Source organism: Robinsoniella peoriensis, assembly GCF_000797495.1.
Lineage (GTDB): Bacteria > Bacillota > Clostridia > Lachnospirales > Lachnospiraceae > Robinsoniella > Robinsoniella peoriensis.
Genome location: NZ_JTGN01000001.1, coordinates 71,284 through 87,460 on the forward strand (window position 1 = coordinate 71,284; position 16,177 = coordinate 87,460).

Annotated in this window: 15 protein-coding genes; 2 read left to right on the forward strand and 13 right to left on the reverse strand. The window is 42.3% G+C overall.

From position 1 onward, the window contains the following. Window positions 1-192: 192 nt before the first annotated feature. On the forward strand, window positions 193-1,914 hold the full coding sequence (locus QR40_RS00315) for an ABC transporter ATP-binding protein (protein ID WP_044292873.1): 1,722 nt from the start codon (window positions 193-195) through the stop codon (window positions 1,912-1,914). Continuing rightward, window positions 1,901-3,703, forward strand: a complete 1,803-nt coding sequence (locus QR40_RS00320; RefSeq protein WP_044293413.1) for an ABC transporter ATP-binding protein — start codon at window positions 1,901-1,903, stop codon at window positions 3,701-3,703. The genes QR40_RS00315 and QR40_RS00320 overlap by 14 nt, the downstream gene beginning before the upstream one ends. Here QR40_RS00320 and QR40_RS00325 read toward each other — a convergent pair. The 13 genes from QR40_RS00325 to xseB all read right to left on the reverse strand — a co-directional run bounded on the left by QR40_RS00325 (window position 3,698) and on the right by xseB (window position 16,177). Next, entirely contained in the window at window positions 3,698-4,528 is an 831-nt protein-coding gene (locus QR40_RS00325) for an acyltransferase domain-containing protein (protein WP_052430636.1), read from the reverse strand. The two genes, QR40_RS00320 and QR40_RS00325, sit on opposite strands and share 6 nt — an antisense overlap. Before the next feature lie 341 nt (window positions 4,529-4,869). Next, a complete protein-coding gene (locus tag QR40_RS00330; protein WP_027293839.1) occupies window positions 4,870-5,118 on the reverse strand; it encodes a spore coat protein in 249 nt (82 codons plus the stop codon). Window positions 5,119-5,137: 19 nt separating this feature from the next. After that, window positions 5,138-5,323 carry a hypothetical protein gene (locus tag QR40_RS00335; protein WP_027293838.1) on the reverse strand — a complete coding sequence of 62 codons (186 nt, stop codon included), beginning with the start codon at window positions 5,321-5,323 and terminating at the stop codon, window positions 5,138-5,140. Between the two features lie 69 nt (window positions 5,324-5,392). Further along, complete coding sequence (gene glgA / locus QR40_RS00340) at window positions 5,393-6,832, reverse strand: glycogen synthase GlgA (protein WP_027293837.1); 1,440 nt, start codon at window positions 6,830-6,832, stop codon at window positions 5,393-5,395. A 73-nt stretch (window positions 6,833-6,905) separates the two neighbouring features. Further along, window positions 6,906-7,703 carry a sporulation transcription factor Spo0A gene (gene spo0A / locus QR40_RS00345; RefSeq protein WP_027293836.1) on the reverse strand — a complete coding sequence of 266 codons (798 nt, stop codon included), beginning with the start codon at window positions 7,701-7,703 and terminating at the stop codon, window positions 6,906-6,908. Between the two features lie 132 nt (window positions 7,704-7,835). After that, window positions 7,836-9,089 (reverse strand): SpoIVB peptidase, encoded by a 1,254-nt coding sequence (spoIVB, locus tag QR40_RS00350; RefSeq protein ID WP_242858423.1) that lies wholly within the window; start codon window positions 9,087-9,089, stop codon window positions 7,836-7,838. Window positions 9,090-9,288: 199 nt separating this feature from the next. Next, window positions 9,289-10,971: a DNA repair protein RecN gene (gene recN, locus QR40_RS00355; protein WP_027293834.1), complete on the reverse strand. Its 1,683-nt coding sequence runs from the start codon at window positions 10,969-10,971 to the stop codon at window positions 9,289-9,291. Between the two features lie 32 nt (window positions 10,972-11,003). Further along, entirely contained in the window at window positions 11,004-11,465 is a 462-nt protein-coding gene (argR, locus tag QR40_RS00360) for an arginine repressor (protein ID WP_027293833.1), read from the reverse strand. A gap of 10 nt (window positions 11,466-11,475) precedes the next feature. Then, on the reverse strand, window positions 11,476-12,336 hold the full coding sequence (locus QR40_RS00365) for an NAD(+)/NADH kinase (RefSeq protein ID WP_027293832.1): 861 nt from the start codon (window positions 12,334-12,336) through the stop codon (window positions 11,476-11,478). A 28-nt stretch (window positions 12,337-12,364) separates the two neighbouring features. Further along, a complete protein-coding gene (locus tag QR40_RS00370) occupies window positions 12,365-13,177 on the reverse strand; it encodes a TlyA family RNA methyltransferase (RefSeq protein WP_027293831.1) in 813 nt (270 codons plus the stop codon). A gap of 24 nt (window positions 13,178-13,201) precedes the next feature. Continuing rightward, window positions 13,202-15,067 (reverse strand): 1-deoxy-D-xylulose-5-phosphate synthase, encoded by a 1,866-nt coding sequence (gene dxs, locus QR40_RS00375; RefSeq protein ID WP_044292875.1) that lies wholly within the window; start codon window positions 15,065-15,067, stop codon window positions 13,202-13,204. An 11-nt stretch (window positions 15,068-15,078) separates the two neighbouring features. Next, window positions 15,079-15,966, reverse strand: coding sequence for a polyprenyl synthetase family protein (locus tag QR40_RS00380; protein ID WP_027293829.1), 888 nt, complete (start codon window positions 15,964-15,966; stop codon window positions 15,079-15,081). Beyond that, window positions 15,956-16,177, reverse strand: coding sequence for an exodeoxyribonuclease VII small subunit (xseB, locus tag QR40_RS00385; protein ID WP_044292876.1), 222 nt, complete (start codon window positions 16,175-16,177; stop codon window positions 15,956-15,958). The genes QR40_RS00380 and xseB overlap by 11 nt, the downstream gene beginning before the upstream one ends.

The window sequence follows — 16,177 nt, forward strand, 5'->3', positions numbered from 1 at the left end:
TATTGAATAGGTATATTATGTCATACTTTCTTTATCATGACAAGATTTTTGCACGGCTGGTTTGCTAATTAAGTAAAATTTAAGATATACTTGCAAATAGAATATCGGATAGAATAACAGACACTATTTTTTCCATCACGCTTTTCTATTTCATGATATAATTTATCTGACAAAAGACAGGGAGGTAACATTTTGAAACTGATATTCTCTATGATCAAAAAACATTTACTGCTTTTTTGCTGTGCAATCTTCTTCTTAACAATAGAAGCGCTCTGCGATCTGCTTCAGCCGGCTTTTATGTCCCGCATCGTAGATGAAGGTGTTAAATACCAGGATACATCCGTGGTTCTATATTACGGAATGGTGATGCTTGGCGTGGCACTCCTTGGCGCCTTAGGTGCCGTTATGCGGAATATCCTTGCAAGCCGAACCTCGCAGCAGATAGGAAAAGAACTGCGTTCTGTTCTATTTCAAAAAATCCAGACGTTTTCTTATGCAAATATTGATAAGCTTAACCCGGCTTCCCTCATAACACGGCTGACCAATGACGTGACGCAGATTCAGAACTTCATTAACGGAAGTATGCGGATATTGGTAAAGGCCCCCATTACCTGCATTGGTGCCATTTTTTTAATCGTAACCCGGACACCTAAACAGATTCCTATGATCATTCTGATTCTGATACTCTGCTCCATCTGGATCCTTGGAAATATGCTCCTGGGTTATCCCAGATTTGCACGCCTGCAAAAAAAGCTGGACCGGCTAAATAATGTCAGCAGAGAATTTTTAACCTCCATCCGGGTTGTAAAAGCTTTTGGGCGGGAGCGCTTTGAAACAGACAAATTTGCTAATGCCGCCGATGAACTGGCTGCTTCCGGCACTTCAGCCATGCGTGTAACTTCCGTCTTCGGCCCTTTGATCAATCTAACTGTCAACACCGGAATTGTGGTATTACTATGGCTTGGAGGCAATGGGGAACAAACAGACGTTGGTAAATTAATGGCTTCCGTTAATTATATGACTCAGGTACTTTTTTCTCTCAGTATGGTCTCCAATATTTTAAACAGCATGGTTCGGGCCACCGCCTCAGCAAAACGTGTCCAGCAGGTATTAGATGAGGTACCGGCCATGTCCGAACCTAAAAATCCAAAAGAAGCCACTCTGACCGGAGAAGTACAATTTGAGGATGTATCTTTTTCCTATCCCGGTTCCAAACGAATGGCACTGCAGCACATCAGCTTTAGCGCCATCTCCGGATCTGCCATAGGAATCATCGGTTCCACCGGTTCCGGAAAATCCACCTTGGTTAATATGATACCGAGATTTTATGATGTATCCGCAGGTGCTGTCTTTGTAGGCGGTCAAGATGTCTGTACCGTAGAAACCCGACACCTGCGCAGCCACATTGGCATTGTGCCTCAGAAATCATTTTTGTTTTCCGGCAGTATCATTGACAATCTCCGCTGGGGTGATTCAAAAGCTGCGGATGATTCCATTTATAAAGCCGCCAAGGCAGCCTGTGCCCACAGTTTTATTGAATCCTTTCCGGATGGATACGATACCATTCTCGGTCAGGGCGGCGTCAATCTCTCCGGGGGACAGAAACAGAGGCTGTCCATTGCAAGAGCTCTGATCCGTCAGCCCGGGATTCTGATTCTGGACGACTGCACAAGTGCATTAGATGCATCTACCGAGGCTGCCGTGATGCACAATATCCGATCTCATTCCCAGGGCACTACCGTCTTTTTAATCAGCCAGCGAATCTCTTCCGTTATGCGGTCCGATCTGATCCTCTGCATGGAAGACGGTGTACTTTGCGGCCAGGGAAACCATGAAGAGCTTTTAAACAAATGCACCGTATACCAGGAAATATACCGTTCACAGATAGGAGATGATGAAATTGCCAGAGCTTAAATCAAATGGAATACCGCCCTCTAAAGCATCTTTAAGGCATCAAAGAGGGCTGCCTGTAGTTAAGCCCAGAAACTTAGGCGGCACATTACTACGGCTGTGGAATCTTACGAAAGGCCGCCGTCATGGCTTGTTAACCGTCTTTTTACTATCCGGTTTTGCGTCTCTTTCTGCAATGCTGACCCCTTTTCTGATTGGGCGCATTATTGATCATATTGATGCTTTAACTCCGGTACCATTTCTGTTAGCAGCATTATTTATTGTGTATCTTGCTGATTGGGCAATCCGCTTTTTGCAGTCCTTTCTAATGGCATCCGTATCCCAGAAAATAATCTGTTTTATCCGAAAAACATTATTTTCTAAAATGAAAGACCTGCCCCTTTCTTATTTTGACAAAAGCCAGCATGGCGATTTGATGAGCAGACTTACAAATGATATAGACAATATCAGCACTACTATTTCAGATTCCTTAACTCAGCTTATGATGCTCGCCTTTACTTTAACGGGCATTCTCTGCATTATGCTTTGGTTAAACCTCTGGCTTACCATAACCGCGCTGATTACCGTTCCATTTGTCTTTCTGCTTACAAAAACAATTACAAAACATACACGGAAATTATACCGGGAACAGCAAAATGTACTTGGCTCTCTAAACGGACATATTGAAGAAAGCATAGCAGGACTGTCTCTGGTAAAAGCTTTCGGACGGGAAACGCAGGTTACCGATGAATTTGAAAGTTACAATGAATCCCTGTGCAAGGTTGGAACAAAAGCTCTAATCTGGTCCGGTTATCTAATGCCCATCATGAATGTTATTAATAACTTAGGTTTTATCTGTATCTCTGTTGTCAGCGGTATTATGGCATCCCGCGGTCTCATTACCGTAGGTGTAATATCCAGTTTTCTGCTGTATTCCAGACAGTTTACCAGGCCCCTCATTGAGGTATCCAACATATTCAACGTGTTTCAGACGGCTGTGGCAGGGGCAGAGCGAATTTTTGATATTTTTGATGAAACACCTGAACCGGCAGACAAACCGGATGCTTTGCCTGTTGAACATCCAACGGGGGAAGTTGTGTTTGACCATGTCTGGTTTGGATATAACCCTGATATCCCAATCTTAAAGGATTTAAGCTTCACAGTTCCTTCCGGTACCCGCATTGCGATTGTAGGACCCACCGGAGCCGGAAAAACCACAATCATCAGTCTTCTGGCACGATTTTACGATGTAACTGGCGGGCGCATCCTGTTGGATGGCAATGACCTGCGGGATTACGAAACAGCTGGTCTTAGAAACAGTTTCGGCATCGTATTGCAGGACACGGCACTATTTTATCTAAGCATTCGGGAAAATATCCGATATGGGCGGGAAGATGCAACGGATGAGGAAGTGATTTCCGCCTCGAAAGCCGCAGGAGCACATAGTTTCATCAGCCGCCTGCCAAACGGATATGATACACTAGTGGGAGAAGAGGTTGGCAGTTTCAGCCAGGGCGAACGCCAGCTTATTACCATAGCCAGAGCAATCCTTGCAGATGCTCCTATCCTTATTCTGGACGAGGCAACCAGCTCCGTAGACACCCGAACAGAACAGAAGATCCGAAAAGCCGTATTGAATCTGACACAAAACCGTACTTCTTTTATAATCGCCCACCGATTATCAACGATTCGGGATTCAGATGTTATACTCTTATTAAAAGATGGAGAAATTGCTGAAATGGGGAACCATACAGAACTGCTTACCCGAAGAGGTCTTTATTATGATATGTATCAAACACAGATGGGATTATAATATCCCATCTGCACTACCAATGTGTTTTCCTTCCAGGAGATACCGCTTCACATTTTTTTGCAGAGAAGTATTTTCAGGCAATTTTTCAAATGGAATATCCTTACTTTTAAAAATCCAGATCAAATACTCCTGGTTATCCGGATATACCTCTGTGATTTTAAACTGATTCTGAAACTGAATAATTTTTGATTCCACCGGAAGCACCTCTTTCAATTCAGGAGAAAGGAGCCAGGAGCTGCAGCAGATATTTTTGTATTGAAACTCCGGAAAATAATGTAAAAAAAACCGCTTTGCCATTTCGTAAGATTCATCACACTTTTCTCTGGATAGATCAGCGTCTGAGGGTATGTGTATATCCAGTACCCCGTCATTATCAATCACTTTCATTTCGAATTCAAGAGTTCCAAGCCGAAACAACAGACAGGATAACTGTCTGGGTACCCAAAAATCTCGGTCAAAACCATAGTCACCATAGCTTTCCCTGTATTCATTGACAAATCTCGTAAAACATTTCATCGTATCTAAGAAAACAGACTCCTCAATCCCCAGCCGGTCATAAGTCATCTTCGTTTTTAATGCTGCATAAAGCATCACGGTAAGAATTTTAAATCCCTCTTTATCTTCCCCCAGCCGGGTACGCAGTATTTTCAGCCCGGTATCCCAGTTTCCGGAATCCATAAGCAGGTTCACTTCGTCTAACTGATCCAACTCTAAACTTTGTTCCAGTAATATTACATTGCTGATTACTGCTTCGGGTAATTCTATTTTTTCACATAAATCTTTTAAACTCATACTCATTATCTTATACCTTTCTATTCTGCTCATTGATAACTTCATTTGCAGCCGGAATTGCAGTCGGCAAAGTGACCAGGAACATCCATTAGGCATCCTGTTCTGATGACTATATAAAAAACTATCTGTATTATAACTATATTATTCAAGGCAGACAAGAACTAATGTTTATTTAAGTTAACTTTATTTGATAATTGGATAATTTCGCTTCGACTAAAGTAAGATGTACAGCCTGGTTTACAGTATCCGGAGGAAAAACTTTGAAACAGCACAGAAAGACCCGGACAAGCAGGCTGCATATCAATCCACAGCCGACAATCCGGGTCTTTCTTTTTCATTCTATTTGGCCAATATATTCAGCCGAGGCTCATTAATTAACCCTGAGTCAGAATAGAACGTACATGAGAGATTTCTTCTGCCGTTGCTTTTGCAGCCGGCACATAATAAGCTTTTGCTCTTGCAATCTGGTAAATTTCTTCCTGAGACATTTCACACTGATTACGGATCTGTTTTAAAGTCTGTTTCAGCTGTGGATTTTCAGACTGGGTAATCATCTCAGCATAACGTGTTAATTCACCGTTAATACCTACAAGCGTGTCAGATACCATTGTTTTTTCATCCATGTTTTTTTCCTCCTGTTGATTACTGTAAGAATCCCATTAACTGCTGCTTTGTTTCCATTGCAGACTGAGCTGACTTCTGGAAAAACTGTTTTACACCCGGGTCTTGAGCCTGAGATGCGTATGCAGTCATTTTACAGTGCGTAGTAGCACAACCACCGATGAGATGACGCAGGTTCTGTAAATCTAATTCTGATATTTCTGCCATAAAAAATTCCTCCTTTTTGACATATCTATTTTACTTTACTAGTATGTCTAAAAAGGAGGAAAACTATTCTTATAAGCGGTTATAAAGCTCTGCATATTTCTGGGCAGAAGTATCCCAGGAGAAATCTGCTGCCATGCCTCTGTCGATCAACTTATTCCATTCACGTTTTTTCTCATTGAATACGTAATATGCATATTTAATCGTATTAAACATTTCATGGGCATTGTAATTTGCAAAGCTAAATCCGGTTCCTGTACTTTCATATTCATTATATGGCCAAACGGTATCCTTTAAACCTCCTGTTTCCCTTACAATCGGTACGGTACCGTAACGAAGGCTCATTAACTGGCTGAGTCCGCATGGTTCGAATAAAGATGGCATCAGGAACGCATCACTGGAAGCATAAATCTTGTGGGACATCGCTTCGGAATAATAGATACAAGCCGCTACCTTTCCCTGATATTTCCATGCGAAATGCCGGAACATATTCTCATATTTCTCTTCACCAGTACCTAATATAACGAACTGCCAATCCTGCTGCTGGCACATTTCATCCATTATATAGGCGATCAAATCAAACCCTTTTTGATCTGTCAGCCTGGATACAACACCTATCAAGAACTTCTTATCATTTTGTTCCAAGCCTAATTCCTGCTGCAGAGCGCGTTTATTCTTAATCTTTTCTTTTCGGAAATTTTTCGCATTATAATTCTTAACTATATACTGATCTGTCTCCGGATTATATTCTTCATAATCAATACCGTTGACAATCCCTGACAAGCAGTTAGCTCTGGCTCTCATAAGCCCGTCTAAATGCTCGCCATAAAATGGTGTTTTAATTTCTTCCGCATAAGTATCGCTGACTGTTGTCACTGCATCGGCATATACGATGCCGCCTTTTAAATAATTTGCATCCCCGAAAGCTTCTAATTTGTCCGGAGCAAAATAGTATGCAGGCAGTCCTGTCATATCTTTTACAGTCTTCATATCCCAGACTCCCTGGAATTTCAGATTATGTATGGTCATAATAGATTTCATGCTGCTGAAGAATTCTCCTTCATGGAACCGATCCTTCAGATAAACCGGTATCAACCCTGTCTGCCAGTCGTGGCAGTGTACAATATCAGGCCTGAATCCAATTACCGGTAACGCAGAGAGCGCAGCCTTGGAAAAAAAAGCAAATTTCTCAATATCTTCATAAATATTCCCATAGGGCTTAGGTCCTGAAAGGTAATATTCATTATCAATAAAATAGAACTGAATTCCCTCATATTTCATTTCCAGTATTCCCACATATTGAGAACGCCATGCTAAATCCATGTAAAAATGACTCACATAATTCATCTGGCTCTTGTACTCTTCTTTCATGCACATATATTTGGGCAAAATTACACGCACATCAAATTCTTCTTTGTTAAAACATTTTGGAAGTGATCCTACTACGTCCGCAAGACCTCCCGTTTTAATAAAAGGGACACACTCAGATGCGACAAATAATACTTTCTTCATACCATACCCTCCCTAATGTAGATTTAGTCTTATAATCATACATTATACCTCATTTTAGGCGTTATGAAAAGCATTATCTGTTTTTATATTCCAATCTGATCTTATCTGCAATCAGGGCAATAAACTCTGAGTTCGTTGGTTTACCCTTTCCATTGCTTACCGTATAGCCAAAAAGTTCGTCGATTGTGTCCATCTTACCACGGCTCCAGGCTACTTCAATCGCATGGCGAATCGCTCTTTCTACACGGCTCGGTGTCGTCTGATGCTTTTTCGCGATTGTTGGATATAAAATTTTCGTAATTGAGTTCAGCATTTCCATATCATTTACCGACATGATGATGGAATCTCTTAAATACTGATATCCTTTAATGTGTGCCGGAACGCCAATCTCATGAATAATATTTGTTACATCCGTCTCCAGATTGCGTTCCATATATTCATTCTTGCTTTCATACGCATTTACTTTACGCACTTCGGCAAAGTTTCTTTCTCTATTTCTTCTTACGTGCTTAATTCTGTTGATTACCATATCGTTGTCGAATGGTTTTAAAATATAATAATCCGCCCCAAGATCAAATGCATCTTCTGTAATCTTTTCCTGTCCAATTGCTGTAATGACAATAAATGCCGGATGTTTCTTAACCGTCTTATCTTTATTGATCCGGTCCATGACGGTTAAACCGTCAACCTTCGGCATAATAATATCTAATAGTACTACATCCGGTTCTTTTTGTTTAATAATGTCTACAAGCTCTTCACCATTCGCCGCCTTCCCCACAACGTTAAGTTCGTCATCGCTGCCAACAATATTATCCAGTAACTGGACGACTCTTTCATTATCGTCAGCGATCGCTATATTTAATTTTTCCACAAATCTCTCCTCCAATTTTACTTTTTTGTCATTGTACGCTAAATTTAATGTTTGCCCATACCATAAATTGTCACGAACAAAAACTAATTGTATTATATAACATTTGAACCTATTATCAAGAAAAACTTGTCATCAAGAATCGACAAAAATCATGTTTTCCGCAAATATACCGAATCCGCTTGTCGAATCCTGGATGAAAACATGGGTTACTGCGCCGATTAATTTTCCGTTCTGAATGATGGGACTTCCGCTCATTCCCTGGACAATTCCGCCTGTTTTCTGCAGTAATTCCTCATCTGTCACTTTAATCACCATGCTTTTATTTACATCGCTGCTATTTAATAAAACTTTTTCGATTTCTATGTCGTATTCTTTTACAGTACCATCTACGGTACAGCGTATCGTTGCAGGGCCTGTTTCGATCTCCTGTTTAAGGCCAACCTCTATTGGTGTCCCTTTCAGCTGGGATTTAAAAGATTCTGTCACTTTACCAAATATGCCTGCCTCAGTATTTGCCGTAATACTGCCCATGACTTCGTTTTCGTCATAGCGGATTACTCCTGCCAGTTCACCCGGTGTGCCTTTTTCACCCTTTACTACAGAAATAATGTCTGAAGGATATAATTTTCCTTCCTGAAGTGATAACAGCGTACTGGTATCCACATCACTGATTCCATGTCCCAGAGCTCCATAATTTCCATTTTCATCCACATACGTAAGGGTTCCGATACCCTGAGTGTCATCACGTACCCAGATGCCGGTCTTGTATTCAGACGTTCCGGTCATAACCGGTTTTACCTTTAAATCCGTGATTTCCCCTTTTCTCTGAACTTCCAGCGTTATATCCGATCCGCCTGATTCATTTATACGGGAAATTAATTCTTTTTTATCGGATATTGGATTTCCATTTACCCCCAATATATAATCTCCGGACTGAACAACGGAAGCCGCAGGTTCATAATCTACCCCATCCATTCCATTTACTGCTCCTGTTCCTACCACCAGAATTCCTCTTGTTTTCATATAGATTCCCACCGGGCTGCCGCAAGGGATTACCTTACTTCGTTCCACCACATCTACCTGGATGTTCTTTACCGGAATAACTCCAAACAATTTACATTCAATAGTATACGGTTCCTGAGAACTCATCTTCAGGTTATCCTGCGGAATGTTAGAACCGTTCTGACTGGCGGCCTGTGCTACGTTTTCCTCAATAAACGTATCAAATGGATATCTTAAAATCTGAGTTTTCCTGTCGCCCGATACCACCTGTAAGCGATCCGGTATGCTGCGGTCTATTAAAAATGCCCCCGTTGCGCTGACAAAAAGAACAATTGTTAAAACCGAAATAATGATCTTCCTGCAACGCTTTCTATTCTTTGCCACATGCTCACATCCTTTCATCATCATTCAATTATTTCGCATTCTCATGCCTGACCCCGGAATTAACACAAGCTCTCTTGTACTATTCCCAAATCAGTAGTGTATTATCTTTTACACTTTCTAATCAAAAGATTGCAAAAATAAAAAGAATATACACTTGGTATATCCTTTTTTAGTATGTGAGTATCGCAGCAGATTCACTCTAGTATTTTTTTGTACATAATGCCAATTCTTTCATTTCCTTTGCACTTTCCATAACCGTTTCCGTGATTTTTGCACCGCCCAGAATCCGGGCAATCTCATGAATACTCTCATCCTCAGACAGTTCACGGATGGATGTAATCGTATTGTTTTTAACAATTTTTTTCTCGATGACATAATGGCTGTCTGACATGGATGCAATCTGAGCCAGGTGGGTAATACAGATAACCTGATGGTTCCTGGCAATAACTGCCAGCTTTTCCGATACTTTCTGGGCAGTCCTGCCGCTGATTCCCACATCAATTTCATCAAAAATAAGGGTTTCCGTAGCATCCTTATCCGCCAGAACAGTTTTAATCGCAAGCATAATCCTGGAGAGTTCCCCTCCGGATGCCACGCTGCCAAGCGGTTTTACACTTTCCCCGGGGTTTGTGGAGATCATAAAACAAACCTCGTCATATCCATTTGCATCTGCCTGTCCGGTCTGGTCTACGGCTATTTCAAACTGCACTTCAAGGAAGTTCAGGTCCACCAAAGCCTCACGGATAGTCTTTGCAAGCTTTTTACCATAGGATTTACGGATCGCAGACATCTTAGCGGCATTCTTATCCAGTTCTGCTTTACAAGCCTCAAATTCCCCGTTTAAACGTTCCATATAGGCATCGTAATCCCGAAGTTCTGACAGCCTCTTTTCTTTTTCATCCTTATATGCCAATATCGCTTTGATACTGTTGCCGCACTTTGATTTTAAATGATTAATAAAATCAAGGCGGTCTTCTATCTTGGCAAAATCCTCTCCGTCAAATGAGATGCTTCCCATATAGGCACTGAGTTCCCGGTTAAAATCCGACAGAAGGCTTTCCACATCGGCAAGCTGGTTATACAGTCCTTCCAGTTCCTTATCATATTCCGTAACCAGGGAGAGATTCCTTAAGGATCTGCCCAGATTTTCGGCGGCTCCTGACATACTGTCGTTTCCACACAGATCATGAATCTCAGTAATATATTCAATAATCTTCTTACCATTAGAAAGTTTTCGAAACTGAGCCTCCAGTTCCTCATCCTCCCCGATTTTTAACCCGGCCTCTTCTATTTCATCTACTTCAAACTGCAGAAAATCCATTTCTTTTGCCTTTTGTGCCTCGTCCATTCTGGTGTCTGACAGCTGATGTTTAATTTTTGTATAATTTCTATACAGAGCAGCACCTTTATCTTTATATTTTGCCAGCTCTTCTTTCGCAAATTCATCCAATATCTGTAAATGATTTTTTTTATTCAGCAGTGACTGATGCTCATGCTGTCCATGAATATCAATCAAAATCTCCGCCAGTTCCTTAACAACGGAAACCGGAACCGTTTCCCCATTTACTTTTGTGATGCTTCTTCCATTCATCAGCTTCCTGGAGATGATCACCTGATCGTCTTCAATCGGTATATCCATATCCAGAATCTGCTTTTTCTGATTTTCCTGTTCAACAGAAAACACCAGTTCGGCTAATGCGTAATCTGCATCCTCTCTTGCGAATTCTTTAAAACTTTTAAGTCCAAGTGCAACGTTAACAGAGCCGATAATAATAGATTTACCAGCTCCTGTCTCACCTGTCAGTATATTCAGACCTTTCCTGAAGTCCACTTCCAGTTCCTGTATTAACGCCATATTTTTTACATGTAGATTTAGTAACATAAGCTTATCCTTCTACCTCTCCCGACAAAAGATTATTTGTGCTCTGTTCCTACAATTTTACGGATTTTATCCATAACAAGCAGTGTATCATCCACGCTTCGGATGGCACACATAATGGTATCATCTCCTGCAATACATCCCGCTATCTCAGGCCAATGCATGGCATCCAGGGCTGCTGCTACCGCCATAGCCATCCCGGATACCGTTTTCACAACCAGGATGTTCTGCGCCATGTCCATAGATGCAAAACCGTCTTTTAATACCCGCAGGTATTTTTCGTTCATTCCATTTCCGTTTGCCTGCATCACCGCATATTTCTGCCGTCCGCCGTTAATGGCAATTTTAGTAAGTTTTAATTCACGGATATCTCTGGACACAGTAGCCTGGGTCACACGGAAACCTTCCTGGTTTAACCGCTCTGCCAGTTCTTCCTGTGTCTCTATCTCATAGCGGTTGATGATATCTACTATTTTAGCATGTCTTGCTATTTTCATGCCACACCTCCTATGTCTGGTACATTTTCTTTCGTAATATTTCCAAAAAACTGATATTATTTATTTTGACCAGTCTTGCACAGCGGTCTGCCTTTGTAATGACAATTTGATCATTACAGTTTAAATTTACAGAAGTGTCTCCGTCAAAGGTGGCTTCCGCACCCTCTCTGGTACTGTGTCCTTCTCCGATTTCCACTGTTATCTTCGCATTATGTGGCAGTACAATGCTTCTGGTATTTAATGTATGGGGCGCAATCGGCGTTATCATTATGATCTCTGCCTCAGGAGATACGATCGGACCGCCTGCGGACAGGCTGTACCCGGTAGATCCGGTAGGCGTAGAGATGATAATGCCGTCTGCGCTGTAAGAATTTAAAAACTCATCATCTACATAAATATTTAAATCTATAATGCGAAGCCTTCCATTACGTCCGATTACAATATCATTTAACGCAATGTCACTCATCAGTTTTTTATTCTGATGATATGCCGTTCCGCTTAACATCATCCGCTCATGAATCTCATACTCATCCAGAAGCAGCTTATCCAGCGCCGGCTTAATATTAGAACGGTCAATCTCAGCCAGATATCCCAGTGTTCCCAGGTTAATTCCAAGAAGAGGTATATTCCGCTCGACAAGATCACGTGATGCCTGCAAAAGCGTTCCATCACCGCCCAGCACCAATACACAGTCCACATCCGGAGGGATAAGCGCTGCATTGGTATACTTATAATTATGTAATTTATTTTTGCCCGGACGCTGCTGTATCATGCAGACTTTTCCCTGACTTTCCAGATAATCCCGGATAGATTTTGTAGTCTCCATATCCGGATCTTTTAAGCAATTCGTTATCACATAAAATTTATCCATACTGATATACCTCTAATTCTGAGTGTGCCTAAACACGCTCTAACGTTTTATGTGCTTCCTTTACAATATCTTCCACAGAAAATGGAATCTCTTCATTCTGTGTGCCTTCCGGCAGTTTCTGCAGATAGAGCAGATATTCTATATTGCCTTCCGGACCTTTAATGGGGGAGAACTCCAGTCCCAGTACTTCAAAGGAAATACTGACCGCATAGGCAATGACTTTTCTAATTACTTCTTCATGGACCGCACTGTCACGGACCACTCCCTTTTTTCCGACCTTTTCCCGTCCGGCTTCAAACTGCGGCTTTATCAGGCAGGCAATCTGCCCCTGATCCGTCAGTAAATTCCGCACCGGCAGCAGGACTTTTGTCAGAGAAATAAAAGAAACATCAATGGAGGAAAACTCCACTAATTCTTCTATGTTTTCCGGCTCCACATAGCGGATATTCGTCTTTTCCATGCAGACTACCCGTTCATCCTGTCGAAGCTTCCAGTCCAGCTGACCATGGCCTACGTCCACCGCATATACTTTAACTGCTCCGTTTTGCAGCATACAGTCTGTAAAACCACCGGTGGAAGAGCCTACATCCATGCAGACTTTTCCTTCCAGGGTAATATCAAAATGGCTCATCGCTTTTTCCAGCTTCAGCCCTCCACGGCTGACATATTTCAGGGTATTTCCTTTTACTTCTATTTCTGACTTCTCATCAAAAGTGGAACCGGCTTTGTCCTCTTTCTGTCCGTTAACATAGACATTTCCGGACATAATAATCGCCTTGGCCTTCTCACGCGAAGGAGCCAGCTGCCGCTGCACTAATAATATATCTAAACGTTCTTTCATTGTATCTCCTTACTGGCAGCTTTATTACAATCCAATATAAGCCGCCAGAATCTTTTTCTCCACAGAATCTGCGTCAATTCCCACTTCCTGCTTTAACATATCCACATTTCCATGCTCCACATAGTCATCAGGCAAGGTAATATTCAGGACTTTCACCCGGCTTCCGATCTGGTTAAAATAATCCAGTACTGCTTCACCGAATCCACCGCTTTTTACATTTTCCTCAAGTGTTACCACCAGCCTGTGCTCCTTCTGCAGTTCCAATAAAAGTTCGCTGTCATAGGGTTTCACGAATCTGGCATTCACAAGAGAACAGCTGTAACCCGTGTCCCGCAGCCGTGACCGGACTTCTTTGGCTGTCTTGACCATACTCCCAACTGCCACAAGGGCGATTTCACTTTCATCATAGATTACTTCGCTTTTTCCATACTTCACAGGCTCCCTGAATTCCCTGAGTCCATCATAAGCTTCTCCTCTGGGATAACGCAGTGCAATAGGTCCGTGATAGGCCACCGCAAATTTCATCATATCAGAAAGCTCCCATTTATTCTTTGGTGCCATTATACACATATTGGGAATGCTGGATAAATAGGAAAGATCAAAAATTCCCTGATGGGTTTCTCCGTCACTTCCAACCAGCCCTGCTCTGTCAATCGCAAAAATCACATGAAGATTCTGTATGCAGACATCGTGAAGCACCTGATCATAGGCTCTTTGCAAAAATGAGGAATACACAGCGACTACAGGCTTAAGTCCTGCTGCCGCCAGACCTGCCGCAAAGGTGACCGCATGCTCTTCCGCAATTCCCACATCGAAGAACCGGTCCGGAAACATATTGCGGAACCTCTTTAATCCTGTGCCGTCGGGCATCGCAGCTGTCACTGCGACTATCTCGGGCTCCCGGTCTCCCAGCTTTCGCATAACTGTAGAAAATATATCGGTATAATTAGATTTTACTCTTTTTGATTTTGGAATTCCTGTCTCAATTTCAAAGGGCTCTGCCCCGTGGAATCTGGCGGGATGACGCTCCGCAGGTTCATAGCCTTTTCCCTTTTTCGTACACACATGCACCAAGACAGCTCCGTTTACTTTCTTTGCCTCTCGAAAGGTCTTACATACCTGTTCCATATTGTGCCCGTCGATAGGACCCAGATAGGTAATCCCCATCTCTTCAAACAGCATTCCCGGAATGAAAAGCTGTTTGATCCCGCTTTTGGTTTTACGGATCCGTTTTACAATGCGGTCACCATATACCGGAATTTTAGAAAGGGTATTTGTCACTCCGGATTTCAGTTCGGTATAAGCATCTGCCGTCCTAAGATTTCCAAGATAAGAGGACATTCCGCCTACATTTTCCGAAATGGACATGTTATTGTCATTGAGTACTATAATATAATTGGTTTTGATCTGGGAAGCATTATTCAGGGCTTCATAAGCCATTCCTCCGGTCAGGGCACCATCTCCGATAACAGAGATTACATAGTGCTTCTCTCCTTTGATATCCCTCGCCTGGGCATATCCAAGCCCCGCTGATATGGAAGTAGAACTATGACCGGTGTCAAATGCATCGCAAAGACTTTCTTTACGCTTGGGAAAACCGCTCATGCCTCCATATTTACGCAGATGGTCAAATCCATTCTTTCTGCCTGTCAGGAGTTTATGAGTGTAGGACTGATGGCCTACATCCCAGATCATTTTATCTTCCGGCAGGTTAAATGTCAGATGCATTGCCATGGTCAGTTCAACTACGCCAAGATTTGAGGCAAGGTGTCCCCCTGAGATGCTGATTTTATGAATCAGAAACTCCCGAATCTCATCTGCCAGCAGAGTAAGCTCTTCTGCATTCAGTTCTTTAATATCATTTTCTTTTTGAATCTTATCTAAAACCATTGGTTCACCTTCTAATTCTCTCTATTCACCAGCTGCAGAATCAGACTGCGCAGAAATTCATTTTTCTGGGGAAGAGAATCCAGGATACGTATTGCACGGTTTGAAATCTGTGCCACGTCCTGTTTCGCTTCTTTCAGTCCCCGCAGGGTTACATATGTGGTCTTATGATTCTTTTCATCACTCTTTACCGGTTTTCCAAGCGCTTTCGTGGTGCTGGTAACGTCCAGGATATCATCCTGGATCTGGAATGCCAGTCCGATATCCGCAGCAATCGCTTCCATCAGATTAACTTCTTCCTTGTCTGCACCTGCCAAGACAGCTCCAACCATCATGGAACCTTCGATCAGGGCACTGGTTTTTAATCTGTAAATAAAATCCAGCCGCTCCCGTTCCAGAGGTTTTCCGGATGCTTCCACATCCACTGACTGTCCGCCGATCATGCCGTTTATCCCTGTTTTTACCGTTAATACCCGAAAAGCCTGTCCAATGCGCGCATTTTCAGGTTCCATGTCAAATGCTTTAGAGGCTGTCTCATAAGCATAATTCAAAAGAGCATCACCAGCCAGGATTCCCATGGCTTCACCATAGACTACATGGGTGGTTTTTCTTCCTCTTCTGTATTCGTCATTATCCATTGCAGGAAGGTCATCATGAATCAGGGAATGGGTATGAATCATCTCCATCGCCGCCATAAAAGGCTCCACTATTCTGCCTGTCCCGCCGAACAGGCGGTAAGACTCCATCATAAGCAGCGGCCGGAGTCTTTTTCCTCCTGCCAGCATGCTGTAATTCATGGCTTCCAGCAGTGTTTTCTGAAAACCTTCTTCCGGTGGAAGATACTGTCTGATTACGTTCTTTACCTGAGCAATCTGCTCTTTCATCTCTTCATTAAAATTCATTCAGCTCACCATTTTCATTAATCACTTGCATTTTCTTTTCCACTGTGTCAATTTTTTCATTACAGCTCTTTAAAAGTTCCATTCCCGACTGATAAGTCTTAAAAGAATCTTCCAGTGAAATATCCCTGCTCTCCAGCGCCTCTATCATTTTATCCAGCTGTGCAAAGGATTCTTCCAGAGTAAGGACTTTTGCTTCTTCTTTTTTCTCCAT

Excerpts from the sequence above, each read along its gene's own strand:
- QR40_RS00325 (WP_052430636.1), bottom strand. The coding sequence starts at position 4,528 with ATGAGCAGAATAGAAAGGTATAAGATAATGAGTATGAGTTTAAAAGAT.
- QR40_RS00330 (WP_027293839.1), bottom strand. The coding sequence starts at position 5,118 with ATGGATGAAAAAACAATGGTATCTGACACGCTTGTAGGTATTAACGGT.
- QR40_RS00335 (WP_027293838.1), bottom strand. The coding sequence starts at position 5,323 with ATGGCAGAAATATCAGAATTAGATTTACAGAACCTGCGTCATCTCATC.
- glgA (WP_027293837.1), bottom strand. The coding sequence starts at position 6,832 with ATGAAGAAAGTATTATTTGTCGCATCTGAGTGTGTCCCTTTTATTAAA.
- recN (WP_027293834.1), bottom strand. The coding sequence starts at position 10,971 with ATGTTACTAAATCTACATGTAAAAAATATGGCGTTAATACAGGAACTG.
- argR (WP_027293833.1), bottom strand. The coding sequence starts at position 11,465 with ATGAAAATAGCAAGACATGCTAAAATAGTAGATATCATCAACCGCTAT.
- QR40_RS00365 (WP_027293832.1), bottom strand. The coding sequence starts at position 12,336 with ATGGATAAATTTTATGTGATAACGAATTGCTTAAAAGATCCGGATATG.
- QR40_RS00370 (WP_027293831.1), bottom strand. The coding sequence starts at position 13,177 with ATGAAAGAACGTTTAGATATATTATTAGTGCAGCGGCAGCTGGCTCCT.
- dxs (WP_044292875.1), bottom strand. The coding sequence starts at position 15,067 with ATGGTTTTAGATAAGATTCAAAAAGAAAATGATATTAAAGAACTGAAT.
- QR40_RS00380 (WP_027293829.1), bottom strand. The coding sequence starts at position 15,966 with ATGAATTTTAATGAAGAGATGAAAGAGCAGATTGCTCAGGTAAAGAAC.
- xseB (WP_044292876.1), bottom strand. The coding sequence starts at position 16,177 with ATGGAGAAAAAAGAAGAAGCAAAAGTCCTTACTCTGGAAGAATCCTTT.